Raw genomic sequence first — 22983 nt, 5'->3', positions numbered from 1 at the left:
ATCCACACCCAGGAGAACTCCCATGACGATCCGACTCCACGTTGCCACCCTCGCCGCTTCGCTGGCGCTCCTGTTCGCGGCGCCTCTCGCGCACGCGGACGACCCCACGTCCATGCGGGTGGCGGGCAACTTCTCGTCCAACAAGAACCATGTGGACGCCATCGAACGCCCATTCTTCGTGGCGCTGCCCAAGCTGCTGGGCACCACGATGAACGTCAACTACAACCCCATGGACGTGCTGGGCGTGCAAGCCGCCGACGCGCTGCGCCTGCTGCGCTCCGGCACCTTTGACGTGATGAGCGTGCAGATCGGCATGGCCTCGCGAGACGACCCCTTCTTCGAAGGCATCGACCTGATCGGCGTCTCCACCAACATGGCCGACCTGCGCAAGGCGGTCGACGCCTACCGGAGCGCGTTCGACGAGCGGCTGCAGAAGCGCTTCAACGCCAAGGTGATGACCCTGTGGCCCTTCGGCCCGCAGGTGTTCTATTGCAACAAGCCCGTCAAGAGCGTTGACGACCTCAAGGGTCTGAAGGTGCGCAGCTTCACGCCATCGATGGCGGCCCTGATCCAGAGCTTCGGTGCCACGCCGGTGACGATGCAGTTCTCCGAGGTGTACCCGTCGCTGCAGCGGGGTGTGGCCGACTGCGGCGTGACCTCACCCACCTCGGGCAACTCGGGCAAATGGCCCGAGGTCACCACGCATTTCCTCCCGCTGTCGGTCTCCGGTTCGGTGCAGGGCCATTTCATGAACCTGGACTACTGGAACAAGTTCTCGCCGGCGGCCCAGAAGAGCCTGCTGGCCCAGTTCAAGAAGATGGAAGACGAGATGTGGTCCCTGGCCGAACGCGCCAACGGTGACGCCATGAACTGCAACGTGGGCAAGGAACCCTGCAAGGACGGCACGCGCTTCAAGATGACCCTGGTGCCGGTGACGCCGGCCGACGAGAAGAAGGTCAAGGACGCGGTCACCAAGGTGGTGCTGCCGATCTGGAAGGCCTCGTGCAACAGGATCGACCCGCAGTGCAGCGACACCTGGAACAGCACCGTCGGCAAGGCGCGCGGCCTGCGGATCGAGTGAGGCCATGACTCACGAGCATGCGCCGTTCCGCATCCTTGCGCGGACGGCCGACCTCTTCACCCTGGCCTCGGGCTGGTGGCTGTTGCTGATCGCCCTGGGCACCTGCGTCGAGATGGTCTCCCGCAAGCTGTTCAACTTCAGCCTTCAGGGGGTGGACGAGATTGGCGGCTACACCCTGGCCGTCACCAGCGCGCTGGGCTTCTCGTTCACCCTGCTGGCGCGTGGCCACACCCGGGTGGATTTCCTGCTCGGGCGCCTGCCCACCGGCCCCCGGGCGGCACTGAACGCCCTGGCCATGGTGACCCTGGCCGCGGTGGCCGTGTTCGCCAGCTACCGCGCCTTCAACGTGCTGGCCGAAAGCATCGAGTTCGACAGCCACTCCACATCGCCGCTGCAAACCCCGATGTGGATCCCGCAGTCGCTGTGGTTCTTCGGCTACCTGCTGTTCTCGCTGACCGCAACCGCCATGGCCGTGCACGCCTGCCTGCTGCTGGTGAAGGACCGGGAGCGCCTGAACCGCGTCTACGGTCCACCCACGCTGGAAGAGGAAATCGAAAGCGAAACCGGCGGCATCCGGATTTCCGATGCAGCGCCGGAGGGAGGGCAGCGATGATCGGCCCCCTCGAAATCGGTCTGGGCTTCGGCCTCATGCTGCTGCTCATGTTCATGGGCCTGCACGTGGCCACGGTGATGGCGGCCGTCGCCATGCTGGGTGCGGTCAGCTACCTCGGCACACCGGTGGTGTTCGCCTTCGGCAACCAGCTGTGGGCCGCCACCGAGGACTACGTACTGCTGTCGATCCCGCTGTACATCCTGCTCGGCGAGATCCTGGTGCGCGGTGGCGCCACCGACCGCATGTACCACTCGCTGGCGGACTGGCTCAACCCGCTGCCGGGCGGCCTGCTGCACACCAACATCGGCTCCTCGGCGCTGTTCTCCGCCGTCTCCGGCTCGTCGGTGGCCACGGCCGCGACGATCTCGACCATCGCGCTGCCCACGTTCAAGCACCGCGGCTACGACCAGCGGCTCGTGCTGGGATCGATCGCGGCCGGCGCCAGCCTGGGCAATCTGATCCCTCCGGGCATCGCCTTCCTGGTGTACGGCGCGATGACCAACACCTCGGCCGGCCGGCTGTACGCCGCCGGACTGCTGCCGGGTGCGATCATGACCGCGCTGTTCATGCTGACCATCCTGGCGATCGCCATCGCCCGCCCAGGCCTGGCCGGCCACCGGGAACCCGACGCACCCCTGCGTGAAAAGCTCGGCAGGCTGCTGCACCTGCTCGCCCCGCTGTTCGTGTTCGTGGTCGTGATGGGCAGCATCTACACCGGCTGGGCCACCGTGTCGGAGAGCGCGGCCCTGGGTGTCGTGTGCTCGCTGATCGTCGCGGCAGCCTATCGCAGGCTCAATGTCCAGATGCTGCACGAATCGTTCCGTGCGACCACACGGCTCACGGCCATGAGCCTGCTGATCCTCGCGGCTGCGTTCTACCTGAACTTCGTGCTGGGCCTGCTCGGCGTCACCCAGTCGCTGGCCGAAGTGGTCAAGTCGATCGAGGCCTCGCCGGTGGTGCTGCTGTGGGTGCTGGCGGCCTTCTACCTGGTGCTTGGCATCTTCTTCGAGACCCTGCCGATGCTGGTGGGCACGGTGCCCATCATCTTCCCCTTCGTGGTGGCGGCGGGCATCGACCCGGTGTTCTTCGGCGTCTTCATGGTGCTGATGTGCGAGATCTCGCTGCTCAGCCCGCCGGTGGGCATGACGCTGTACGTCATCCAGGGCGTGCGCCGCGAGGGCACGATCAATGAGGTCTTCCAGGGCACGCTGCCGTTCCTGCTGTCGATGTTTGCCATGACCGCCATCCTGATCCACTTCCCGCAGATCGCGCTCTGGCTGCCCGAGCTGTTCTTCGGCCCATGAGTGGGAAAGACGCCATGACCGACCGCCTGCTGCTGGGCATGCTCACGCCCTCGTCCAACACCACGCTGGAGCCCGTGACCACGGCCATGCTGGCGGGCATTCCGGAGGCGAGCGCGCACTTTGGCCGCTTCAAAGTGACCGAGATCGCGCTGACGCAACAGGCGCTGGGCCAGTTCGACGACGGCGAGATCCTGGGTGCGGCCGAGCTGCTGTCCCACGCCCGGGTCGGCGTCATCGGCTGGAGCGGCACGGCCGCGAGCTGGCGAGGGTTCGACACCGACCAGCGCCTGTGCCAACGCATCACCGAGGCCACGGGCATTCCGGCGTGCACCTCGGTGCTGGCGCTCAACGAGATCCTGCTGCGCACCGGCGTGCGCCGCCTGGGCCTGGTGACGCCCTACCTGGACGACGTGCAGGCCAGGATCGTGGCCAACTACGCCCGTCTCGGCATCGAGGTGGTGGCCGAACGGCACCTTGGCCTGCGCGACAACTTCCGCTTCAGCGAGGTGGATGCAGACACCCTGCGCGCCATGGTGCGCGATGTGGCCCGCGCGCAGCCCGATGCCATCACCATCCTGTGCACCAACCTGCGCGGCGCCCCGCTCGTGGCCGAACTGGAGACCGAGACGGGCATTCCGATTCACGACAGCATCGCCACGGTGGTGTGGAAGTCGCTGCAACTCGTCGGCGCCGACACAGGCCGCATCGCCGGCTGGGGCCGGCTGTTTGGAGAACTCGCATGAACGCGCCCATCGACCTGGTCGTCCGCAACGCCCGCGTGGCCACCGCCTCCGATGTCTTCGATGCCGACATCGGTATCGCTGGCGGGCGCATCGTCGCCCTGGCCCAGTCGCTACCCAAAGCCGAGCGCGAGATCGACGCCGCCGGCCGCGTGGTCACGCCCGGCGGTGTCGATGCGCATTGCCACCTGGACCAGCCGATGGCCCCGCCGGTGCGCATGGCCGACGACTTTGACACCGGCACGCGTGCCGCGGCCTGCGGTGGCACCACCACCGTGATCCCGTTCGCGGCCCAGGAAAAGGGTCAGTCGCTGCGCGCCGCCGTCGAGGACTACCACCGCCGTGCCCACGGCAAAGCCCACGTCGACTACGCGTTCCACCTGATCGTCAGCGACCCGACGCCGCACGTGCTGAACGAAGAACTGCCCGCGCTGATCGCGCAGGGCTACACCTCGTTCAAGATCTACATGACCTACGACGACCTCAAGCTCGATGACGGCCAGATCCTCGACGTGCTGTCGGTCGCGCGCGAACACGGGGCGATGGCGATGATCCACGCCGAAAACGCCGACTGCATCGAATGGCTCACGAAGCGCCTGGAGGCGGCCGGGCGCACGGCGCCGCGCTTTCATGCGCACGCGCGACCCATGCTGGTGGAGCGCGAGGCGACGCACCGTGCGATTGCGCTGGGCCAGCTGGTGGACGTCCCTATCCTGATCGTGCACGTCTCGGGCCGAGAGGCCGTCGAACAGATCCGCTGGGCCCGCGGCCACGGGCTGCAGGTCTTCGCGGAGACCTGCCCTCAGTACCTCTTCCTCACGGCAGCAGACCTGGGCGTCGACGACAGCTACCAGGGCGCACGCTGTGTCTGCAGCCCGCCCCCCAGAGACAAGGCCAACCAGGAGGTCATCTGGGACGGTCTGTCAGACGGTCTGTTCACGCTGCTGTCCTCGGACCACGCGCCGTTCAACTACGACGCACCGGAAGGCAAGAAGCCCGGCGGTGAGGAAGTGGCCTTCCGGCACATCCCCAACGGCATCCCGGGCATCGAGACCCGCCTGCCGCTGCTGTATTCCGAAGGCGTGCTGAGCGGCCGCATCACGCTGGAGAAGTTCGTCGAGCTCACCGCCACGAACCCGGCCAAGGCCTACGGTCTGCACCCGCGCAAGGGCACGATCGCCATCGGCGCGGATGCCGACCTCGTGATCTGGGAAGAACGCGAGTTCGTGCTGCGCAACGACGACCTGCATCACGCGGTCGACTACACGCCCTACGCCGGCATGACCCTGCGCGCCTGGCCGGCCCTCACGCTCGCCGCCGGTGAGGTGGTCTGGGACGGCCGGGCCTTTCATCCCCGGCAGGGGCGGGGCCGATTTCTGGCCTGCGGGCGACCCACCCTGCGCCCGCCCCGAAGGAGCTGATGCCCATGAAACTGCTGCTGATCAACCCCAACATTTCCGACAGCGTCTCGGCCCTGATCGGCGCGGAAGCCCGCCGCACCGCTGCGCCGGACACCGAGATCGATGTCATGACGGCGCCGTTCGGCGTCGCCTACATCGAGACCCGCTTCGAGGCCCTCATCGGCGCCTACGCCGCGGCGCAGCTGGCGGCCGAGCACCACGCGCGCTTTGACGCGGTGATCGTGGCGGCCTTCGGCGACCCGGGCCTGCCCGGTCTGCGCGAAGCCCTGCCCTGCCCGGTCACCGGGCTCAGCGAGGCCGCCATGGCCAGCGCCTGCCTGCTCGGCCAGCGCTTTTCCATCGTCGCGATCTCGCAGCGCATCCGCGCCTGGTACCGGGAGACGGTCGAGCACGCCGGACTGCTGGGTCGCCTGGCCAGCATCCGCGGCCTGGACGAACCCCTCGCCGACATCGGCCATGTCCAGGGGGACCAGGGCGAACGGCTGGTGGCGCTGGCGGAACGCTGCGTGGCCGACGACGGCGCCGACGTGATCATCCTGGCCGGCGCACCCCTCGCGGGCCTCGCCCGCAGCCTCAGGGGTCGGCTCCCGGTGCCGGTGGTCGATGGCGTGTCGAGCGCCGTGCGGCACGCGGAGTCGCTGGTCGCACTGCAACCGGGTAAGGCGACCCAGGGCAGCTTCGCACCGCCCCCCAGCAAGCCCCATCAGGGACTGCCCGACAGCCTCGCCAGGCTGCTGACACAGCGCTAGCGCCGCCAGCGATCAGTGCGCCACCGACTTCGAGAACAGGTTGATCACCAGCACACCCGCGACGATCAGCCCCATGCCCAGCAGGGCGGGCCCATCCAGCGACTGGCCGAACACCAGCCACGCGATCAGCGAGATCAGCACGATGCCCACGCCCGACCAGATCGCATAGGCCACACCGGTCGGCACGCTGCCCAACGTCTGCGCCAGACAGTAAAACGAAATCGCGTAGCCGATCACCGTGGCCACGCTGGGCCATAGGCGGGTGAAACCTTGGGATGTCTTGAGCAGGGAGGTGGCGATCACCTCGGCGACGATGGCCGCGCCGAGGTACAGGTAGGCGGCTTTCATGGAGGGAATTTACCCCCGCCACATGCGTCCCCACGGGACCACCCGGACGCCAGATCAGGGGACCGCCAGCCGTTCCACAAAGCGCTCCCCGACGAACGTCCTCACGGCGTTGCCCCGCTCCACATCCTGGTGCTGGCGCCAGCGCTGGTCGCGCGCTGCGCTGGCGGCCGCGTCTGCCAGCGCAGTCAGCTTGTGCGCCAGCAGCGCCCGCGCCAGACGCTTGTTGGCGTGCTGGCTGCGCTCGGTCTGCACCTTCACGCTCAGGCCACTGGGCAGATGCGTTGCGCGCACGGCCGAGTCGGTCTTGTTGACGTGCTGACCGCCGGGCCCGCTGGCGCGCACCGCCTCAAAGCGGATGTCGCGGTCGTCGAGTTCGTCAGACCCGTCGCCCGCTTCACCCGTGTCGAACACCGCGCCGCCGATGAACCAGTTCTTGCGACCATGCCGGGGTCGGTACGGGCTGGGGCAGACCCACAGCAGGCTGCCGCTCCAGCGACTCGCCACGCGCCCGGCGCCCTCGCCCTCAAGCGCCAGCAGCACCGAGCGCAGGTTGCCTCGCACCTCGCTGTCCACCTGCTCCAGCTGTTCCACCCGCAAACCCGCCGCCTCGCACTCGCGCAGCAGCTGCGCCAGCGCCTTGCGCACCGCCAGGCAGCATTCCTCCGGCCCGGTGTTGGCCGTCAATTGCAGCAGCTTCATTCGCAGCACTCCCCTCGCGTCTTGTAGGTCAGCACCGGCTTCGTGCGCGCGATCAGCGCCACCAGCCCTGCCCCAACCAGCGCTTGCACGACGCTGTCGATGGCCTTGTAGGCCTGCGGCGCTTCCTCGTAGATCAGCTGCCGGTCGTTGCAGATCACGCGGCTGCCCAGCACCGTGCGGCCCATCTGCGTGGGCGTCATCAGCTTGAACAGCCGGTCCTTGCAGGCCGAGCGGATCCACTTGCGGCCGGCCCCGTGCGCGAGCGAGTGCAGCGTGTCGTCGCTGATGGCCAGCGGCTGCACCAGGTAGCTGTGATCGCCGCGCGAACCGGGGATCAGCACCGGCCCCTGGTCCGACGGCGTCGCGCCCTTGCGGTGCAGCCAGCCCGTCGCGCCGAGCATCTGCGCGGGCGCCACGAAGTTGTGGTGCACGTCGAGCACCCGCTGCCCATCGGCTCGCACATTCGCCAGCAAGCGCTGCGCGACCAGTTCGCGGTTGCACAGCGCGTAGCGCAAGGCCGCGCCGTGCTGCGCGAGGTAGGCCTCGGCTTCGGGCGTGCCGTCGACCAGCCCGCGGTGCCCGAAGGTGTCCACATGGCTGCGCAGCACGCGCTCGCCCAGACCGCGCGAACCGGTGTGCACCAGCAGCAGCAGACGTTTCGCATCGATGCCCAGCGCGGACAGTGCGTCCGCGTCGAACACCGTGTCCACCTGCTGGAACTCCGCGAAGTGGTTGCCGCCGCCGATGGTGCCCAGCGACGCATCGTGCGCGCCGGGCGCCACACCGTGCACCGTCATCGCCTGCATGCGCAAGGCCTCGTCTTCCATCGCGCCGTCGATGTTGCCCACGCGGCGGTCCAGCTTGTCGAGGCTGACCGAAGCCGCCTTCAGATCGGTCTGCCACAGCGCCATGCCGCAGCCGATGTCGTTGCCGACCAGCGCGGGATAGAAGCGCCCCACCGAGAAGAAAGCCGCGCCGACCGGATAGCCGCGACCGGGGTGAAGGTCGGGCATGCCGGCGACGCGCCGCATGCCTTCGAGTTGTGACGTGGTGACCAGCTGCGCAACGGCAGCGTCTTCCATCCACGTCGTGTCGGACGCGACCACGCAGGCGCGGTCCGACAGGGTTCTGACAAAGTTGCCCATGAAAAATCCAGATTCAAAGAACGTTGAAACCGGACCGGGACAGACGCGCGCACCACAACCCACCGCGCAACGCCAACGCGTTGCCGGCCAGCCATGGGCGCGGAACAGAGAGAGGGAGGCGTCTTAGACCGACAGCCCCGCCACCGCTGACCCAGCCCACAGGGAGGTCATGTTGTTTTGCATGTGTTTCTCCTGGTGAGTGGTTGAGGGGGTGGGCGCTTGCGCGCGCGGTGCATCGACGACGATGGCTGCGCGAAGCGAGGGGCGAACTGTAGCGGTCCTGCGACGAAGCGCGCAAGCGGATCGGACGCAGCTGATGCCTTTTGGCGACACTCTCGTCGATGCAAAGGAAACAACAGAACGTCCTCTTCGTCTGCAGCCGCAACCAGTGGCGCAGCCCCACGGCCGAGCAGGTCTGGCGGCGGCATCCGCAGCTGAATGTGCGCTCGGGCGGCACCAGCCCCAGTGCGCGCCACACGGTCTCGGACACCGACGTCGAGTGGGCCGACGTGGTGATCGTGATGGAGCACAAGCACAAGTCGCGGCTCGTCGCGGACTTCGGTGACCTTCTGGCTGACAAGCCCGTTCACGTGCTCGACATCCCCGATGAGTACAAGTACATGGACCCCGAGCTGGTCGAGCTGCTGGAGCAGTCGGTCGGCAGCCTTCTGAACATCGAATGACCACACACTCCAAAGCCACCCCCCGCGAATGGTGGGGGCTGGCCGTCATCGCCCTGCCCTGTCTGGTCTATGCCATGGACCTGACGGTGCTCAACCTTGCGGTGCCGGCGCTCAGCCGCGCGCTGGCGCCCAGTGCCTCGCAACTGCTGTGGATCATCGACATCTATGGCTTTCTGGTCGCCGGCTTCCTCATCACCATGGGCACGCTGGGCGACCGCATCGGGCGCCGCCGGCTGCTGCTGATCGGCGCGGCGTTCTTCGCCGCGGCCTCGGTGCTGGCCGCGTTCGCGCGCACGCCGGCTGAGCTGATCGTGCTGCGCGCGCTGCTGGGCATTGCGGGCGCCACGCTGGCGCCGTCCACGCTTTCGCTGATCCGCAACATGTTCCACGACGAGACGCAGCGCCAGTTCGCCATCGGCGTGTGGATCACCGCGTTTTCGGTCGGCAGCGCCATCGGCCCTCTGGTGGGCGGCTGGCTGCTGGAGCATTTCTGGTGGGGCTCCGTGTTCCTGCCCGCGGTGCCGGTGATGGTGCTGCTGCTGGTGCTGGGGCCGCGCCTGCTGCCCGAGTACCGCGACGAGAACGCCGGCCGCCTTGACGCGGCCAGCGTGCTGCTCTCGCTGGCGGCCGTGCTCGGCACCATCTACGCCATCAAGGCCATGGCCGAAGCCGGGCCGAGCGCGGCGCGGCTGGCGTTGCTCGTGGCCGGCCTGGCGGTGGGCTGGGTGTTCGTGCGGCGCCAGCGGGTGATCGACTACCCGCTGCTGGAACTGCGGCTGTTCGCCATCCCCACCTTCCGCACCGCCATCGTGGCCTACGCCCTGTCGTGCCTGGCCATGTTCGGCGTCTACATCTTCATCGCGCAGTACCTGCAGATGGTGCTGATGCTCACGCCGCTGCAGGCCGGCTGGGCCACCGTGCCCTGGGCCGGCGGCTTCGTGTTCGGCTCGATGGTGCTGGCGCCGCGCATGGCGGCGCGCTACGGGCCCGGCCCGGTGATGGTCTGGGGCCTGGCCGCGGCGGCCGTGGGCATGCTGCTGATGGTGGGCGCCGACGGCCCGTGGGCGCTGTGGGTGCTGGTGGCCGGCATGGTGGTGGTCAGCCTGGGCATGGCGCCGGTGTTTGCCGTGGGCACCGAACAGATCATCACCTCGGCCCCGCCCGAGCGCGCGGGCGCGGCCTCGTCCATCGCCGAAACCGCCTCGGAGTTCAGTGGTGCGCTGGGCATCGCGCTGTTCGGCAGCGCGGGCACGCTCATCTACCGCCACCAGCTGGGCGGCGCGGGGCTGGACGATGTGCCGGCACAGGCCGAGGGCACGCTCGGCGGCGCCCTGGAAGCCGCGAACCGGATGCCACCGGAAACGGCCCAGGCGCTGGTGAGCGCCGCGCAGGCCGCCTTCACCGACGCCCTGCAGTTCACGGCGGCGGTCAGCAGCGTGCTGGTGTTGCTCGCCAGCGTGCTGGCGGCGCGCATGCTGCGGCGGCCGTCATAGCCGCGGCGCGGGTCACACCATCGCGTTGACCTGCGTGCCCACCGGGCCGCTGCCCGCCAGCGGCAGGTTGCCCGCCACGGAATTGAGCAGCGAGGCCGCCGCCGACTCCTGCGTCTGCATGGCCTCCTTGAGCACCTCTATCTGCACCTGCTGCTTGGTGGCGCCTTGGCCCATCTGGGCCACGCGGTCCACGACCAGGGCGGGAGAAACGGACATGTCCATGGGGAATCCTTTGAAGCTGTTCAGCAGTTATCGGCTGGTGGGCTGGGTGGCTTGAACCGGCTGCGCTGCTGGCCCCTGTGCGCCGCTTGCCTCACTGGTAACAAAAAGAACAAAATGGCCGCAGAGCCATTCCGGCCAGACCACACGCATCGCCCGGGGAGGGAGCGACATGACACCAGAGGCACCGCCGCGCCGGTTTCACATCCGCGTTGACCGCGCACTCACGCACCCGCAAGTGCTCAGCCTGCTGGACGAACACCTGGCCGGCATGCGCGCCGCTTCCCCGCCCGAATGCGTGTTCGCGCTCGACCTGAACGGCCTGCGCCGGCCCGAGATCACCTTCCTCACCGCCTGGCGTCTGCCGCCGGACGCCGCGCCCGGCGCTGACCCCGAAGCCGTGGGCGAACTGGTCGCCATGGGCGCCCTGAAGGAACTGACGCCCACCACCGCCACCGAAGGCGGCCACGGCGAACTCAAGTCCATGCGCACCAGCGCGCGCCACCTGCGCCAGGGCGCCGCGCAAGCCATCCTCACCGAACTGCTGACCCTCGCCCGCGAGCGCGGCTACGCGCGGGTCAGCCTGGAAACCGGCAGCACGCCGGCGTTTGAACCGGCGATTGCGATGTACCGGCGGTTCGGGTTTGTGGAATGTGGGCCGTTTGCGGATTACCGGGAGGATCCGTTTAGTCGGTTTTTTACCAGAACACTCAATAGGCCAATCAAATAGAAACCAAGCATGCCATGCAATTTTCTGCAAGCAACCTCTTGGCATAGATCAAGTAGTTTGATTAACCTATCCGAATTCAAGCGACCACTCCTCTTCAACAGGATGCTTGCAAGGAGAACACGCTATGAGCGAAACACCGAAATCAGAATCAACCTCGCAAAACAATGAATGGAAAAATGATGTCTTACATAGAAAGGAATACGCTGGATTTTTGACTAAGTATATTGAGGGAAAATGTACAAATGATAAACCCGCTATAGTTGTTGCATTAGATGCCCCATGGGGCTCAGGGAAGACTTTTTTTGTCCAGCACTGGGCAGAGGATTTGTCGAATTCAAAGCGACCCGTCATTTTCTTTAACGCATGGGAAAATGACTCAGCCGATGATCCTACTGTCGCATTCATGGCAGAGCTACGAAATGGTCTTTCGCCTTTTCGTGAGAATCTACCACTGGGTCAATCTGCACGCACGGTGATAGAAGAAAAATCCAAAGAAGCAATAGGCCATTTACGAAGAGCATTGATACCTGTACTGGGAGTAGCTGCGAAGGCTGTTCTGAAGAAGACCACTGGAATAGCCACAGACGAAATAATTGATGCAGCAATCGGCCATGATGAATCAAGTATGGATGCTTCCGATGCAAAGGAGCTTTCTACGGAGATCCTCGAAAAAGGACTAGATAAATTCTTTGAGAAAGCACTTGATAGCCACAACAATCGCTTGGGGTCAATACGATACTTCCGACAGAGCCTTGAGGAACTTCTGGCACTTCTTATTAAATCCACTGACCTGCAGGGCCCTTTGTATGTTTTTATCGATGAACTTGATCGATGCCGCCCCGACTATGCGATTCGCCTACTTGAAGGAGTCAAGCACTTATTCAGCGTTAGAGGTGTTGCGTTTGTTGTATCCACAAACATGAGTCAACTCTCCAAAGCAGTTTCCGCTATTTACGGTAGTAATTTCGATGGATATGGGTATCTAAAGCGATTTTTTGATATTGAATTCTCTCTACCTGAGCCATCACGTTTGTCGTTCATTGAGCTGAATTCCAAGAATACTGTACTGGAGCAAGTCTCGGGATGTTCCGGCCTAGACCCATATGCTACTTCTCGCCTAGAGACAAACAAATTCTCAAATATTGCATACATTGCAGAAGCAATGCAGCTAGACCTCAGATCAATTCGAAACATTCTTTCAGTTACCGAGGCAGTTGTACTGGGACTTCCAAGCAACACCAAAATTGCAAGCATGTGGTTGTTTTTTGTTGCAGCCACACGCCACAGGCATTCCACCCTTTTTGAGCTTATTTCCTCTCCGAATAGAAATTCAAACGATTTCAAGGAACTCTGCATTAGTGTAGTTCCCAAAGACTACACCATTCCATCCTATGATAGAGAAACCGAAGATCGAGTTGACTTCAGTTTGGTAGAACTTCTTAGCTTCTTTCATACCATATCAAAAGAACCAACAAAAGAAACACTGTCGAAATTTAACAAACTCTCCCGAGAGGATTCCTATTCGTTTCCGAACGTGCTTATTCGCGAACTAATTGGTTTCAATGGAATCGCTGCAAAAGATCTGCACCCCATCAGCCAATACCCGGCACTGGTTAGACTTGCAGGTCACATCTCACGAGAAGCCGCTTAAACGGAAACGCAGTTGCCAAAGCTGGAATTTATTCCCCTTGCTTGACTCCCCGCTCCCGCAACACCGTCTTCAACACCTTCCCATAGTTGTTCTTCGGCAGAGCCTCCACAAACTCGTACCGCTTGGGCCGCTTGAAACGCGCGATCTGGTCCAGGCAGAAGGTGTCGAGCGTCTTGGCATCCAGCGCCGCGCCGGGTTGCGGCACCACAAAGGCCACCACGATTTCACCCCACTCGGGGTCGGGCGCGCCGACCACGGCGACTTCGGCCACGCCGGGCGCGTGCAGCAGCACCTCTTCCACCTCGCGCGGGTAGATGTTGCTGCCGCCGCTGATGATGAGGTCCTTGCTGCGGTCCTTGAGGGTGAGGAACCCGTGGGCGTCGAGCGCGCCCATGTCGCCGGTCCAGAGCCAGCCATCGCGGATGGCCGCCTGCGTGGCCTCGGGGTTGCGCCAATAGCCGGCCATGACGCTGTCGCCCTTGATCAGTACTTCACCCACCTCGCCCACGGGCAGTGACTGCCCGTCAGGCCCCGCGACGCGGATGCGCACGGGGGTCTGCGCCACGCCCACGGAGGCGATGCGCGCCTCGTGCCGCGGATGCGCGGTGTCGGCCAGGTGGGCGCGGCTGAGGGCGGTGCCGGTCATGGGGCTTTCGCCCTGGCCGTAGATCTGCACGAAGCGCGGGCCCATGCTGCGCAGGGCGCGGCGGATGTCGGCGGCGTACATGGGCGCGCCGCCGTAGACGATGGTCTTGAAGCTCTGGCCGCACTGCTCCGGCGTGAGGCCCTGCGCCTCGGCCTCGTCCACGATGCGTTTGACGATGGTGGGCGCGGCGAACAGCGAGAGCGGGCCGAGCTGGCGGCCGAGGTCGAACAGTTCGGCCGCGTCGAAGCCGCCCGAGGCGGGCACGACGTGCCGCGCGCCGGCCATGAGGTGCGGGATGGCGTAGAGCCCCGCCCCGTGCGACATGGGCGCGGCGTAGGCGATGGCGTCTTGCGGATCGACGTGGTCGACGTCGTTGAAGTAGCCCAGCCCCATGGTGAGCAGGTTGCGGTGCGTGATCATCACGCCCTTGGGCCGGCCGGTGGTGCCGCTGGTGTAGAACAGCCAGGCGGTGTCGTCGGGGGCGCGCTCCTCTATATATAGGTGGCCCTCGCCCTTCCCTGGGTCCACGTTGATCCAGGCGTCGCACTCGGCGCTGTCCACGTCCATCACACCGTCCAGCCCGGTGAGTTCCGCCGAGTCCGGCACGATGTCGGACGTGACGAAAGCCCAGCGCGCCCCGGCGTTCTCCACGATCCACTGCACTTCCTTGAGGTGCAGCTTGGCGTTCACCGGCACCGCCACCAGCCCGGCCCACCAGGCGCCGAACAGCAGCTCCAGGTAGCGCGGGTGATTGCGCATGAACAGCACCACGCGGTCACCGGGCTGCAAGCCTGCTGCACGCAGGTGAGCACCCACTCGCGCAGCACGCTTGACCCACTGTTGGTGGGTGGCCACCGCCTGGGTGCCGCGAAAGATGGCGGGGCGGTCGGGGTGTTCGAGGGATTTGCGCAACAGCAGGTGGGCGAGGTTCATGGGGGGTCTCCTCTTGTCTCCTTGGTGTACCGGCAAAACGATACAGTGGCTTCATGTCCGAGCCTGTCCCGCCCCTGATTGCCGCGCTGATGCAGCCGGCGCGCTACCCGCACCCGGTCGACCGCGTCGAGCTGGTGCAGACGCACGGCGCCTGGGTGCTGCTGGCGGGCGAGTTCGCCTACAAGATCAAGAAGCCGGTGCGTTTCCCGTTCATGGACTTCGGCACCCTGGGCGCGCGGCGCCACGCCTGCGAGACCGAGATCCGGGTGAACCGGCGCTTCCAGCAGCACGACCGGCCGGCCACCCACCTGTACCTGGGCGTGTGGCCCATCGTCGGCACACCCGACAACCCGCACTGGGGCGCGGCGGGCGACGGGCAGCCAGCCATCGAATACGCGGTGCAGATGCGGCGCTTCGACGAAGCGGCGCGGCTGGACCATGTGTGCCGGCGCGGGGAACTGACGGCGGAACACATCGCGGGGCTGGCGCGCCGCATGGCGGCGTTCCAGGCGCGGGCCGCGGTGGCGGGCAAGACGCAGCCCTGGGGCCACGCGACGGCGGCCATGCGCTGGCCACGCGACAACTTCGGTACCCTGCGCACCCTGCTCAAGGACCCGGCCGACGCGGCGCTGGTGCAGTCGCTCAGCGACTGGACGGAGCAGCGCTTTGTGGCCATCGAACCCCTGCTGTCGCGGCGGCGGCAGAAGGAGCGGGTGCGCGAAGGGCATGGCGACCTGCACCTGGCGAACCTGGTGCTGATCGAAGACGAGGTGCTGCCCTTCGACGCCATCGAGTTCAACGACGAGCTGCGCTGGATCGATGTGGCCAACGACATGGCGTTCTGCTGGATGGACCTGCTGGACCACGGCCAGCCGGGGCTGGCGAACGTGCTGCTGAGCGAGTGGACCGACGCCAGCGGCGACGTGTCTGCACACACCGTCTGGGGCTTTTTCGCGAGCTACCGGGCAGCCGTGCGCGCCAAGATCGCAGCGATCCGGGCGGGGCAGCTGGCCGGCTCACCAGAAGCGGATGAGCACCTGGCCGAAGCGCGGCGCTACCTCGCGCTGGCGCAGGACATCGCCCACCCGCCCGCGCCGCAGCTGGTCATCACCCACGGCCTGTCGGGCAGCGGCAAGACCTGGGCCTCGGGCCGCTGGCTGCAGGCCGAAAAGAGTGGCCGCGCGATCCGCCTGCGCTCGGACGTGGAGCGCAAGCGCCTGCACGGGATGAGCGCGCTGGCCACCAGCGGCTCAGGTCTTCACGAGGGCCTGTACCGCAAGGAAGCGAACGAAGAGACCTACGCCTCGCTGCGCGCACGCGCCCGCATGCTGCTGCAGGACGGCTGGTCGGTGGTGGTGGACGCGGCCTTTCTGCGCGAGGCCGAGCGGCGCTCGTTCGCCGAGCTGGCGCAGGCCGAGGGCTGCCCCTTCCACATCCTGGCCTGCGAGGCGCCCGCGGACGAGCTGCGGCGGCGCATCAGCGCGCGCCAGGCCGCTGGCCGGGACGCCTCGGAGGCGACGCTGGCGGTGCTGGAGCAGCAGTTTGGCTGGCTGGAGCCGCTGGACGAGGCCGAGCGGGCGCGGGGCCTGACGGCCTGAGCCCCGCGGGGCGATTCCGTCAGCGCCCGAAGATGCCGCGCAGGATGCTGCCGGCTGCGCCGGGCAGACCGCCCGCGGGCTTTTCTTCCGGTGCCGGCGCGCTGTCGCGGCCGCTGGCCATGCCCGCCATGTCCATGCCGAGCATTGCCATGGTCTGGCTCTTGGCGCGCACGCGCACCGCCCACTCGGGTTGCCAGTTGTTCGGTGCCTTGGGCGGGCGCACCGGGTGGCTGAAGTGGCTCTCGGGGCCGTAGGCCATCATGCGCAGCATGGCGCCGCCCGCCTCGGCCCGGCCGCCGCCGCCCTGCCCGCCCGCGAAGATGCCCTGGGGCACGGCGCACTGCGTGGTCTCGGGCGAGAGCAGCACCTTGTCCTTCACCCACTTGGTGGCCGTGGTCTCGGTGAGGTAGTCGAACAGGCCCAGGCCGGCGTCGCCGTTGTCGGCGCTGGACCAGAGCACCATGTCGTCGCCCGCCATGCCCATGGCGTGCAGGTGGTAGGCGGCGGCGCGCGGCACCGGCTGCCAGGACAGGCGGATGCTCTGCGACGGGTCGCCCTGCTGCTGCAGCTGGATGGCGGGCATCAGGTCCTGCCGCTCGGCCAGGGTGAACTGCATCGACTCGGGCACTCCTTCGCCGCGCACCTGGTGCACGCCCTGCAGCGAGGTGTCGGCCTTGGGGTTCACCGTGTTCTTTTCGTTGGGGTAAAGCGCGTGCTGCGCGCCCACGCGGGCGGCGCGCTCGGGCGCCATGCGGCCGGCCAGCGCACCGGCCCAGGCCGCGGGGTTGTTGGAGAGGTTGATGACCTTGGGCTGGCCGGCGCGCACCGCCTCGCCGCAGCCCCAGTAGATCAGGATGCGGCCCTTGATCTCGGGCACCTCCGTCGGGCCGCCCTCGCCAGGCTCCTTGAAGCTGGGGCTGGGCGGCACCAGCGGCAGCGACTCGCCCATGCCCATGGTCAGCGGCACGAAGAGCGCGGCCTCGGTGCCGGGCTTGCGCGGGTTGTAGAGCGCGATGTCGATCACGCGGCTGGGCGGGAAGGCGCCTGTGAGCCCCGGCTGGCTGCCCTGCTGGATGAAGCGGCCGCTGGCGTGGCCGTAGACGTGGGAGCCACCGCCGCCGCCCTTGTTGCCGCCGAACAGCCCGCCGATGACGCCACCCACGCCGCCCTGCATGAACTCGGGCATGCCGGTCATGGTGGAGGTGGACAGGTCGATCCAGAGCTGGGTGGGTGCGGTCTGGGCCTGCGCCGCCAGCGGTGCGCACGCCAGCGCGACGACCGCCGCCAGGGGTTGAAGGGATTGGACAAGCTGCTTCGAAAAACGCTGCACCATGGGGTTCCTCCGTTGCGGACGACGGCCTGCAAAACCATGATACGCCGCGCCCCTGGCGCTTCCAAGACGGCGTCGGGCACCACATTCCCCCGGGCAAGGCATGCGGCCGCGGTGTCGGCGCTGTCCGACACGGCGGCGCGGGTGCGGCCGACAAGCCGACGCGGCCGGCGACCGGAACATCCGGTCACCTGCGACCTCCGGACCCTTGCCATGAACATTCCCCCCACGGTCATTTCCACCACACCGGCACCCACCCAGCCGGTGATGCCCGGCGTGCAGCGCTTCGTGCTCTGCGGCGCGGCGCTGGCGCTCGGCATCCTGGGCCTGCACTTCGGCAAGGCGCTGCTGATTCCGCTGGCGCTGGCGGCGCTGCTGGCGTTCGTGCTCGACCCGGCGGTGAACTGGCTGCAGCGCCGCCGGCTGCCGCGGGGTCTGGCGGTCGGGGTGGTGATGACGATGGCTGTGGCCGGGCTGCTGGGCGCAACGGCCGTGGCGACCGTGCAGGTGGGCGAACTCGGGCAGGAGCTGCCCACCCACCGCCAGAACATCCAGAAGAAGCTGCGCGAGCTGCGGCCGGCGCTGACGCCCTCGGGCACCACGCGGGAGGTGACGCGGCTGATGGACATGGTGGCGCGCGAGGTCGAGACCACCACGCGCGCGTTCGAGCCCCCGGGCACCGCAGCGCCCAAGGTGCAACAGGTGGCGGTGGAAACCCGCAGCAGCAGCGAACGCACCATCGACCTGGTGATGACGGTGGGCGTGCAGCTGGCCACGGTGGCCTTCGTGCTGATCCTGGCGGTGATCATGCTGCTGCAGCGCGCCGAGCTGCGCGACCGCCTGCTGCGGCTGCTGGGCGGCGACACGCCGCGCATGGCCGAGGCGCTGACGGAGTCGGGCCGGCGCGTGAGCCGCTACCTCACCGCGCAGCTGATGGTGAACCTGGGCTATGGCGTGCCCATGGCCCTGGGGCTGTGGTGCATCGGGGTGCCGGGTGCCTGGCTGTGGGGCGGCCTGGCCACGGTGCTGCGCTTCGTGCCCTACCTGGGGCCGGCGCTGGGTGCGGTGTTCCCGCTGGTGCTGGCGTTCGCGGTCGACCCCGGCTGGTCGATGGTGCTGTGGACGCTGGGCCTGATCGCCACGCTGGAGCTGGTCAGCAACAACGTGGTGGAGCCACTGGCCTACGGTGGCTCCACCGGAGTCTCGCCGCTGGCGGTGCTGCTCTCGGCCGCGTTCTGGGCGCTGCTGTGGGGGCCGGTGGGGCTGGTGCTGGCCACGCCGCTGACGGTGTGCCTGGTGGTGATGGGCCGGCACCTCGCGCCCCTGCGTTTTCTGGACGTGCTGTTCAGCAGCGCGCCGCCGCGCAAGGCGGTGTCGGCAGCGTCCTACACGCCGCGCTGACATTGGCCGACACCGGCGTGTGCAACCCGCGCGCACACTGAATCCATCGCAGCAATGGCGCTGCGGTAACCAACCAGGAGATCGCCATGCTGCATTACGCCGTCGTGTTCTTCGTGATCGCACTGATCGCCGCCGTGCTGGGCTTTGGTGGCATTGCCGCCAGCGCCGCCGGCATCGCGAAGATTCTGTTCTTCGTGTTCCTGATCATGGCCGCGGTCACCTTCGTCTTCGGACGTATCAAGCGCTGACGGGCGGTCACACCGCCCGGTTTCATTCCCTTCCTTTCAACCACAGGAGATTCGCATGAGCACCAAAGTCAAGACCACCATGGACAACGCCCAGGACATGATCGACGCCGGCGTGGACACCGCGCAGCAGGCCGTGGCCCGCACCGCCGACCGGGCCGATGAGCTGCTGAGCGAGTCGCGCCGCACCGCGGCCGAGGCGGAAGCGAGCATCCAGGCCGGCCTGCGCCAGGTGCGCGACGCCGTGCCGGTGCACCTCAACCGCGCCGCCCACCGCGCCGAAGATCTGGCCCGTGCGGGCATCGACAAGGCCCGCGCCGCCGGCACGGTGGTGGCCAACAAGGCCCACGAGGTGGGCGAGCGCACCACCGACTACGTGCGCCAGGAGCCGGCCAAGGCCCTGCTGATGGCGGCCGCCGCGGGCGCCGCGGCCACGCTGCTGGTGACCTGGGCCGCCCGCCGCCGCGCCGAGCGCTACTGACCCCCGCCAGGGCCCGCACGGTGATACACCCCGCCTTCATGGCCCTGGCGCGGCAGCCCGGCCTGGTGCTGGAACATGCCGACGCCTACGTGGACCTCGCCTCGGCCGAACTGGACGAGTGGGGCACGCAATGGAAGCACCGTGCCGGGCTGAACAGCGCCGCCGCCCTGCTGGCGGTGCTGGCCCTGGGGCTCGCGGGTGTGGCAGGCATCGCGGTGGCCGTCGTGCCGCTGGCGGCCATGCCCATGCCCTGGCTGCTGGTGCTCATCCCCGCGGTGCCGCTGTTGCTGGCGGCCCTGCTCGCCTGGCGGGCGCACCGGCTGGAGCAGTCACCACCCTTCGCCGCCCTGCGCCAGCAGATGGCGCAGGATCTGGCGACGCTGCGCATCCTGGACGAAGAATGAACCCGCAGCCTCCGTTGCCCGAACGACCGCCGACAGCCGCCCAGCGCAAGGCGCTGGCGCTCGCGCGTCTGGATGCCTCGCGCACGCTGCTGATCCAGCGGCTGTACCCGGCACCATCGGAACGCGGCGCTCACGCAGCCAGCGGTGATGCGGGCGTCGTGGGCCTGGTGGCCTCGCTGATGAATTCACTCATGGCCCGCGCCCAGCGCGACGGCCTGCCCCAGGCCGCGTGGCGCACCGCGCGCGCGCTGGCGCGCCGCTGGTGGACCCGCCAGCCCTGGCACGCGTCGGTGGAGCTGGTAGCGGGTGCCTTGGCCGATGAGGTGAAGCCGGTCGTGCGCCGGCACCCCTGGGCCAGCCTGGCGGCCGCGGCCGCCGTGGGCGGCGCCTTGATGATGGCCCGGCCCTGGGTGGTGCACTCACTGCGCCGCCAGACCCGCGACCTGCCCCACCGTGTGGGCCGCATGCTGTGGCAGCAGCTGGCGCAGGCGCCGGTGCAGTTGGCGCTGGTCGGCGCCTTGGCCGCCTGGTTGAAAGAACGCACACCCCGCGCCCCTGCCGGACCCGGGGACACCCCTTCACCGGCCCCCGCACCGACAGCACCGACCTCATCGGCCACGCCTGGTGGCTTGCACAACCCCTGAATGGAACCGTCGGAACGCATGGCGTGCGAACGGCGGGAAACCGCCGTGCTGCACGTCTCGCGTCCAAATACCCTTGCGGCCACCCTTCAGGCCAGATGGCGCCGCGAGCCACGGGTACGTGCATAGACCCAGGTGAATTCCGCCCCCAGAAGAAACACCTGTGCGGAGTAGTACACCCACAGCAGCACCACGACGATGGACCCGGCGGCGCCGTAGGCGGACGCCACCCCGCTGGCACCCAAGTACAGGCCGATCATCAACTTGCCCACGCTGAAGAGCAACGCGGTGACAAGGGCACCGGTCCACACATCGCGCCATTGCACGCTCACCCGCGGCATGAGCTTGTAGATCATTGCGAAGATCACCGCCGTCAGACCAAAGCCCACCAACAGGTTCAGCGCCTGGGCCAGCCAGGCCCAGAGGTCGAACACCCCGCTCCACCAGCGCCCCAGGGCGGTGACCGCCGCACCGAACACCAGGGACACCATGAGCAGGAAAGCCAGGCCGAGGATGAGGCCGAACGAGAGCACCCGCGCGCGCAGAATCGCCCACAGCCCTCCACGCGCAGGCACGTCTGGCGACTCCCAGATGCGGTCAAGCGCGCCCTGCAGTTCGGCAAAGACCGTCGTGGCCCCCACCAGCATGGTGACCACGCCCACCACCGTGGCCCAGACGCTGTCGGCCGGCTCCCGGGCGCTGGCCAGCAGGGCCTCGATGGTGGCCGCCGCGTCCGCACCCACCAGGCCCGCGAGTTCGTTCATCAGGTGGCCCTGGGCGGCCTCGCGGCCGAGCACCAGACCGGCCACCGACACCACGATGAGCAGCAGCGGCGCCATCGAAAAAAAGGTGTAGAACGACAGCGCCGCGCCCATGCTGGCTGCGCGATCGTCTGACCAGCCGGCCACAGTGGCCTGCAGCATCGCCCGCCAGCGCCTGTCGCGCCCCTTGGCCACGGCAGGCTCAGGCGCCACGGCCTGCGTGGTGGCCGAAGTGGCGGCGTTCATGCACCCCCCGACCGCGCCAGGTCGTCGTGACCGGCTTTCGACCGCGCACTCACTGGATCAGCCCGTTGGTCATTGCGTAGTAGGTGAGTTCGCTGTTGCTGGAGAGCTTGAGCTTTTCCAGCACGCGGGTGCGGTAGGTGCTCACCGTTTTCACGCTCAGGAACATGGCCTCGGCCATGGTGCCGATGGTCTCCCCCTTGGCCAGCCGCAGGAACACCTGCAGCTCGCGCTCGGACAGCAGTTCGTGCGGCGGTCGTTCCAGGCCACCGGCCACACCTTCGGCCAGCAGCGTGGCCACCGCCTGGCTGATGTACTTGCGGCCCATGGACACGGTGCGGATGGCCAGCACGATCTCGTCCGGCTCGCACTCCTTGTTGAGGTAGCCGCTGGCGCCCAGGCGCAGCAGGTTGGTGGCGTAGTGCGCTTCGGGGAAGCCGCTGAGGATGAGCACGGCCAGGTCGGGAAAGCGGGTCTTGATGGCCTTGAGCGCGTCCACACCGCTCTGGTCGGGCATGGAGATGTCCAGCAGCAGCACGTCCACCTCGCCACCCCGGGCCAGCTCCAGCGCCTCGGCGCCGTTGGCGGCTTCCCCCGTGACGCGCAGGTCAACGTGGTCGGCCAGGTACTGCCGCAACCCGGCCCTCACCACCGCGTGGTCGTCGACGATGCCAATCCGGATCATGCGTTCTCCTTGTGTTCTGGGTCTCTCGTGCGTGCCGCCCGGAGGTGGCTCGACCAATGTAGCGCGGGGCCGCCGCGCTGTCCGTCAGACGGTTCCTACACCCCTCCGACAGCCTGGCGGGGCGATGTCCTACAGCGGCACAGGGGGCCGGCCGACAGTCCGCGGACGCTGCGTTTTCTACAGTGACCACACAGCGCGGCGAGTCCTTCGCCCTGGCTGTTACGGGTCGGTCCACGCAGAGGCCCGGCCTTCCGCCAACCCATTCAAGGAGCACGAGATGAAACTTTCCAACCGAGCACAAGTGGTCATCGCCACCACCGCCGTCCTGCTGTCGCTGACGGCCTGCGGTCAACAGGAAGACGCCACGGTCGGCCAGAAGATCGACGGGGCCATCAACAGCACCGAGCAGGCCGCGCAGCAGGCCAAGCAGGACATGGAGAGCACCGCCGCCGACATCAAGCGCGAAGGTGAACAGGCGGTCCAGTCCGTGACCACCACGGCGACGGACATGGCCATCACCACCAAGGTCAAGGCCGCACTGGCCGCTGACGACCAGCTCAGTGCCTTGAAGATCGAGGTCGACACCGTCGGCGGTGTCGTCTCCCTGACCGGCCCGGCGCCGAGCGCCGAAGCCGCCGAACGGGCCACCACGCTGGCCAAGGCCGTCGAAGGCGTGACCGAGGTCCAGAACAAGCTGGTGGTGGGCTGACCGGGCCGCCCCAGAGCCCCCTAACGATCA

The 22983-nt window shown here is 67.4% G+C and carries 25 protein-coding genes; 17 read left to right on the top strand and 8 right to left on the bottom strand.

Translation table 11 applies throughout. From position 1 onward, the window contains the following. Positions 1–22 precede the first annotated feature (22 nt). The 6 genes from ACFOPI_RS14885 to ACFOPI_RS14860 are packed head-to-tail and all read left to right on the top strand — an operon-like array spanning position 23 to position 5908. Positions 23–1081 carry a TRAP transporter substrate-binding protein gene (locus ACFOPI_RS14885; RefSeq protein ID WP_382175252.1) on the top strand — a complete coding sequence of 353 codons (1059 nt, stop codon included), beginning with the start codon at positions 23–25 and terminating at the stop codon, positions 1079–1081. Positions 1082–1085: 4 nt separating this feature from the next. Then, positions 1086–1694 carry a TRAP transporter small permease subunit gene (locus tag ACFOPI_RS14880; RefSeq protein ID WP_382175250.1) on the top strand — a complete coding sequence of 203 codons (609 nt, stop codon included), beginning with the start codon at positions 1086–1088 and terminating at the stop codon, positions 1692–1694. Then, positions 1691–2998 carry a TRAP transporter large permease gene (locus ACFOPI_RS14875; protein ID WP_382175247.1) on the top strand — a complete coding sequence of 436 codons (1308 nt, stop codon included), beginning with the start codon at positions 1691–1693 and terminating at the stop codon, positions 2996–2998. The genes ACFOPI_RS14880 and ACFOPI_RS14875 overlap by 4 nt, the downstream gene beginning before the upstream one ends. A gap of 14 nt (positions 2999–3012) precedes the next feature. Continuing rightward, entirely contained in the window at positions 3013–3741 is a 729-nt protein-coding gene (locus ACFOPI_RS14870; protein WP_382175244.1) for a maleate cis-trans isomerase family protein, read from the top strand. Then, entirely contained in the window at positions 3738–5159 is a 1422-nt protein-coding gene (gene hydA / locus ACFOPI_RS14865) for a dihydropyrimidinase (protein WP_382175241.1), read from the top strand. Before ACFOPI_RS14870 ends, hydA begins: the two co-directional genes overlap by 4 nt. A gap of 5 nt (positions 5160–5164) precedes the next feature. Next, positions 5165–5908 carry an aspartate/glutamate racemase family protein gene (locus ACFOPI_RS14860; protein ID WP_382175238.1) on the top strand — a complete coding sequence of 248 codons (744 nt, stop codon included), beginning with the start codon at positions 5165–5167 and terminating at the stop codon, positions 5906–5908. A 12-nt stretch (positions 5909–5920) separates the two neighbouring features. Here ACFOPI_RS14860 and ACFOPI_RS14855 read toward each other — a convergent pair whose 3' ends face one another. The 3 genes from ACFOPI_RS14855 to ACFOPI_RS14845 are packed head-to-tail and all read right to left on the bottom strand — an operon-like array spanning position 5921 to position 8100. Continuing rightward, on the bottom strand, positions 5921–6256 hold the full coding sequence (locus ACFOPI_RS14855) for an EmrE family multidrug efflux SMR transporter (protein WP_382175235.1): 336 nt from the start codon (positions 6254–6256) through the stop codon (positions 5921–5923). A gap of 54 nt (positions 6257–6310) precedes the next feature. Continuing rightward, positions 6311–6955 (bottom strand): peptide chain release factor H, encoded by a 645-nt coding sequence (gene prfH, locus ACFOPI_RS14850; RefSeq protein WP_382175233.1) that lies wholly within the window; start codon positions 6953–6955, stop codon positions 6311–6313. Then, positions 6952–8100, bottom strand: a complete 1149-nt coding sequence (locus ACFOPI_RS14845) for an RNA ligase RtcB family protein (RefSeq protein ID WP_382175230.1) — start codon at positions 8098–8100, stop codon at positions 6952–6954. Before ACFOPI_RS14845 ends, prfH begins: the two co-directional genes overlap by 4 nt. 341 nt (positions 8101–8441) lie before the next feature. Between ACFOPI_RS14845 and ACFOPI_RS14840 the strand changes: the two genes are divergently transcribed. Both ACFOPI_RS14840 and ACFOPI_RS14835 read left to right on the top strand, forming a co-directional pair. Then, a complete protein-coding gene (locus ACFOPI_RS14840; protein ID WP_382175227.1) occupies positions 8442–8783 on the top strand; it encodes a low molecular weight protein tyrosine phosphatase family protein in 342 nt (113 codons plus the stop codon). Beyond that, on the top strand, positions 8780–10276 hold the full coding sequence (locus tag ACFOPI_RS14835; protein ID WP_382175225.1) for an MFS transporter: 1497 nt from the start codon (positions 8780–8782) through the stop codon (positions 10274–10276). The genes ACFOPI_RS14840 and ACFOPI_RS14835 overlap by 4 nt, the downstream gene beginning before the upstream one ends. Before the next feature lie 12 nt (positions 10277–10288). Here ACFOPI_RS14835 and ACFOPI_RS14830 read toward each other — a convergent pair whose 3' ends face one another. Continuing rightward, on the bottom strand, positions 10289–10498 hold the full coding sequence (locus ACFOPI_RS14830) for a putative motility protein (protein ID WP_066263027.1): 210 nt from the start codon (positions 10496–10498) through the stop codon (positions 10289–10291). 169 nt (positions 10499–10667) lie between these two features. On the opposite strand from ACFOPI_RS14830, the gene ACFOPI_RS14825 reads away from it, so the two are divergent. After that, entirely contained in the window at positions 10668–11225 is a 558-nt protein-coding gene (locus ACFOPI_RS14825) for a GNAT family N-acetyltransferase (protein WP_382175223.1), read from the top strand. 124 nt (positions 11226–11349) lie between these two features. Next, positions 11350–12876 carry a KAP family P-loop NTPase fold protein gene (locus ACFOPI_RS14820; protein WP_382175220.1) on the top strand — a complete coding sequence of 509 codons (1527 nt, stop codon included), beginning with the start codon at positions 11350–11352 and terminating at the stop codon, positions 12874–12876. Positions 12877–12904: 28 nt separating this feature from the next. Here ACFOPI_RS14820 and ACFOPI_RS14815 read toward each other — a convergent pair whose 3' ends face one another. Beyond that, a complete protein-coding gene (locus ACFOPI_RS14815) occupies positions 12905–14455 on the bottom strand; it encodes an AMP-binding protein (RefSeq protein ID WP_382175217.1) in 1551 nt (516 codons plus the stop codon). Positions 14456–14508: 53 nt separating this feature from the next. Between ACFOPI_RS14815 and ACFOPI_RS14810 the strand changes: the two genes are divergently transcribed. Continuing rightward, positions 14509–16053: a bifunctional aminoglycoside phosphotransferase/ATP-binding protein gene (locus ACFOPI_RS14810; RefSeq protein ID WP_382175215.1), complete on the top strand. Its 1545-nt coding sequence runs from the start codon at positions 14509–14511 to the stop codon at positions 16051–16053. A gap of 19 nt (positions 16054–16072) precedes the next feature. On the opposite strand, the gene ACFOPI_RS14805 is transcribed toward ACFOPI_RS14810, so the two are convergent. Beyond that, positions 16073–17386: a hypothetical protein gene (locus ACFOPI_RS14805; RefSeq protein WP_382175212.1), complete on the bottom strand. Its 1314-nt coding sequence runs from the start codon at positions 17384–17386 to the stop codon at positions 16073–16075. 210 nt (positions 17387–17596) lie between these two features. On the opposite strand from ACFOPI_RS14805, the gene ACFOPI_RS14800 reads away from it, so the two are divergent. The 5 genes from ACFOPI_RS14800 (at position 17597) to ACFOPI_RS14780 (ending at position 20558) form a co-directional block, all read left to right on the top strand. Beyond that, on the top strand, positions 17597–18784 hold the full coding sequence (locus tag ACFOPI_RS14800; RefSeq protein ID WP_382175209.1) for an AI-2E family transporter: 1188 nt from the start codon (positions 17597–17599) through the stop codon (positions 18782–18784). Positions 18785–18870: 86 nt separating this feature from the next. Beyond that, positions 18871–19032 carry a DUF1328 domain-containing protein gene (locus tag ACFOPI_RS14795; protein WP_382175206.1) on the top strand — a complete coding sequence of 54 codons (162 nt, stop codon included), beginning with the start codon at positions 18871–18873 and terminating at the stop codon, positions 19030–19032. 55 nt (positions 19033–19087) lie between these two features. Continuing rightward, a complete protein-coding gene (locus tag ACFOPI_RS14790) occupies positions 19088–19510 on the top strand; it encodes a hypothetical protein (protein ID WP_382175203.1) in 423 nt (140 codons plus the stop codon). Between the two features lie 38 nt (positions 19511–19548). Continuing rightward, complete coding sequence (locus tag ACFOPI_RS14785; RefSeq protein WP_382175200.1) at positions 19549–19914, top strand: phage holin family protein; 366 nt, start codon at positions 19549–19551, stop codon at positions 19912–19914. Then, on the top strand, positions 19911–20558 hold the full coding sequence (locus ACFOPI_RS14780; RefSeq protein WP_382175197.1) for a hypothetical protein: 648 nt from the start codon (positions 19911–19913) through the stop codon (positions 20556–20558). The genes ACFOPI_RS14785 and ACFOPI_RS14780 overlap by 4 nt, the downstream gene beginning before the upstream one ends. An 86-nt stretch (positions 20559–20644) precedes the next feature. Here ACFOPI_RS14780 and ACFOPI_RS14775 read toward each other — a convergent pair whose 3' ends face one another. Both ACFOPI_RS14775 and ACFOPI_RS14770 read right to left on the bottom strand, forming a co-directional pair. After that, positions 20645–21562, bottom strand: a complete 918-nt coding sequence (locus tag ACFOPI_RS14775) for a YihY/virulence factor BrkB family protein (protein ID WP_382175194.1) — start codon at positions 21560–21562, stop codon at positions 20645–20647. 49 nt (positions 21563–21611) lie between these two features. Beyond that, positions 21612–22244: a response regulator gene (locus ACFOPI_RS14770; protein ID WP_382175191.1), complete on the bottom strand. Its 633-nt coding sequence runs from the start codon at positions 22242–22244 to the stop codon at positions 21612–21614. 277 nt (positions 22245–22521) lie between these two features. Between ACFOPI_RS14770 and ACFOPI_RS14765 the strand changes: the two genes are divergently transcribed. Further along, on the top strand, positions 22522–22953 hold the full coding sequence (locus ACFOPI_RS14765; protein ID WP_382175188.1) for a BON domain-containing protein: 432 nt from the start codon (positions 22522–22524) through the stop codon (positions 22951–22953). Positions 22954–22983 lie beyond the last annotated feature (30 nt).

Source organism: Hydrogenophaga luteola, from assembly GCF_042648585.1.
GTDB classification, from domain to species: domain Bacteria; phylum Pseudomonadota; class Gammaproteobacteria; order Burkholderiales; family Burkholderiaceae_C; genus Hydrogenophaga; species Hydrogenophaga luteola.
This window is presented reverse-complemented; position numbering and strand designations above follow the sequence as displayed.

Bases quoted from the DNA above. Each gene is read 5' to 3' on its own strand.
- ACFOPI_RS14875 (WP_382175247.1), top strand. From the start codon at position 1,691: ATGATCGGCCCCCTCGAAATCGGTCTGGGCTTCGGCCTCATGCTGCTG.
- ACFOPI_RS14870 (WP_382175244.1), top strand. From the start codon at position 3,013: ATGACCGACCGCCTGCTGCTGGGCATGCTCACGCCCTCGTCCAACACC.
- ACFOPI_RS14855 (WP_382175235.1), bottom strand. From the start codon at position 6,256: ATGAAAGCCGCCTACCTGTACCTCGGCGCGGCCATCGTCGCCGAGGTG.
- ACFOPI_RS14765 (WP_382175188.1), top strand. From the start codon at position 22,522: ATGAAACTTTCCAACCGAGCACAAGTGGTCATCGCCACCACCGCCGTC.
- ACFOPI_RS14815 (WP_382175217.1), bottom strand. From the start codon at position 14,455: ATGAACCTCGCCCACCTGCTGTTGCGCAAATCCCTCGAACACCCCGAC.
- ACFOPI_RS14845 (WP_382175230.1), bottom strand. From the start codon at position 8,100: ATGGGCAACTTTGTCAGAACCCTGTCGGACCGCGCCTGCGTGGTCGCG.
- ACFOPI_RS14770 (WP_382175191.1), bottom strand. From the start codon at position 22,244: ATGATCCGGATTGGCATCGTCGACGACCACGCGGTGGTGAGGGCCGGG.
- ACFOPI_RS14810 (WP_382175215.1), top strand. From the start codon at position 14,509: ATGTCCGAGCCTGTCCCGCCCCTGATTGCCGCGCTGATGCAGCCGGCG.
- ACFOPI_RS14775 (WP_382175194.1), bottom strand. From the start codon at position 21,562: ATGAACGCCGCCACTTCGGCCACCACGCAGGCCGTGGCGCCTGAGCCT.
- prfH (WP_382175233.1), bottom strand. From the start codon at position 6,955: ATGAAGCTGCTGCAATTGACGGCCAACACCGGGCCGGAGGAATGCTGC.
- ACFOPI_RS14830 (WP_066263027.1), bottom strand. From the start codon at position 10,498: ATGGACATGTCCGTTTCTCCCGCCCTGGTCGTGGACCGCGTGGCCCAG.
- ACFOPI_RS14785 (WP_382175200.1), top strand. From the start codon at position 19,549: ATGGCCCTGGCGCGGCAGCCCGGCCTGGTGCTGGAACATGCCGACGCC.
- ACFOPI_RS14790 (WP_382175203.1), top strand. From the start codon at position 19,088: ATGAGCACCAAAGTCAAGACCACCATGGACAACGCCCAGGACATGATC.
- ACFOPI_RS14860 (WP_382175238.1), top strand. From the start codon at position 5,165: ATGAAACTGCTGCTGATCAACCCCAACATTTCCGACAGCGTCTCGGCC.
- ACFOPI_RS14825 (WP_382175223.1), top strand. From the start codon at position 10,668: ATGACACCAGAGGCACCGCCGCGCCGGTTTCACATCCGCGTTGACCGC.
- ACFOPI_RS14840 (WP_382175227.1), top strand. From the start codon at position 8,442: ATGCAAAGGAAACAACAGAACGTCCTCTTCGTCTGCAGCCGCAACCAG.
- ACFOPI_RS14835 (WP_382175225.1), top strand. From the start codon at position 8,780: ATGACCACACACTCCAAAGCCACCCCCCGCGAATGGTGGGGGCTGGCC.
- ACFOPI_RS14805 (WP_382175212.1), bottom strand. From the start codon at position 17,386: ATGGTGCAGCGTTTTTCGAAGCAGCTTGTCCAATCCCTTCAACCCCTG.
- ACFOPI_RS14885 (WP_382175252.1), top strand. From the start codon at position 23: ATGACGATCCGACTCCACGTTGCCACCCTCGCCGCTTCGCTGGCGCTC.
- hydA (WP_382175241.1), top strand. From the start codon at position 3,738: ATGAACGCGCCCATCGACCTGGTCGTCCGCAACGCCCGCGTGGCCACC.
- ACFOPI_RS14820 (WP_382175220.1), top strand. From the start codon at position 11,350: ATGAGCGAAACACCGAAATCAGAATCAACCTCGCAAAACAATGAATGG.
- ACFOPI_RS14780 (WP_382175197.1), top strand. From the start codon at position 19,911: ATGAACCCGCAGCCTCCGTTGCCCGAACGACCGCCGACAGCCGCCCAG.
- ACFOPI_RS14795 (WP_382175206.1), top strand. From the start codon at position 18,871: ATGCTGCATTACGCCGTCGTGTTCTTCGTGATCGCACTGATCGCCGCC.
- ACFOPI_RS14880 (WP_382175250.1), top strand. From the start codon at position 1,086: ATGACTCACGAGCATGCGCCGTTCCGCATCCTTGCGCGGACGGCCGAC.
- ACFOPI_RS14800 (WP_382175209.1), top strand. From the start codon at position 17,597: ATGAACATTCCCCCCACGGTCATTTCCACCACACCGGCACCCACCCAG.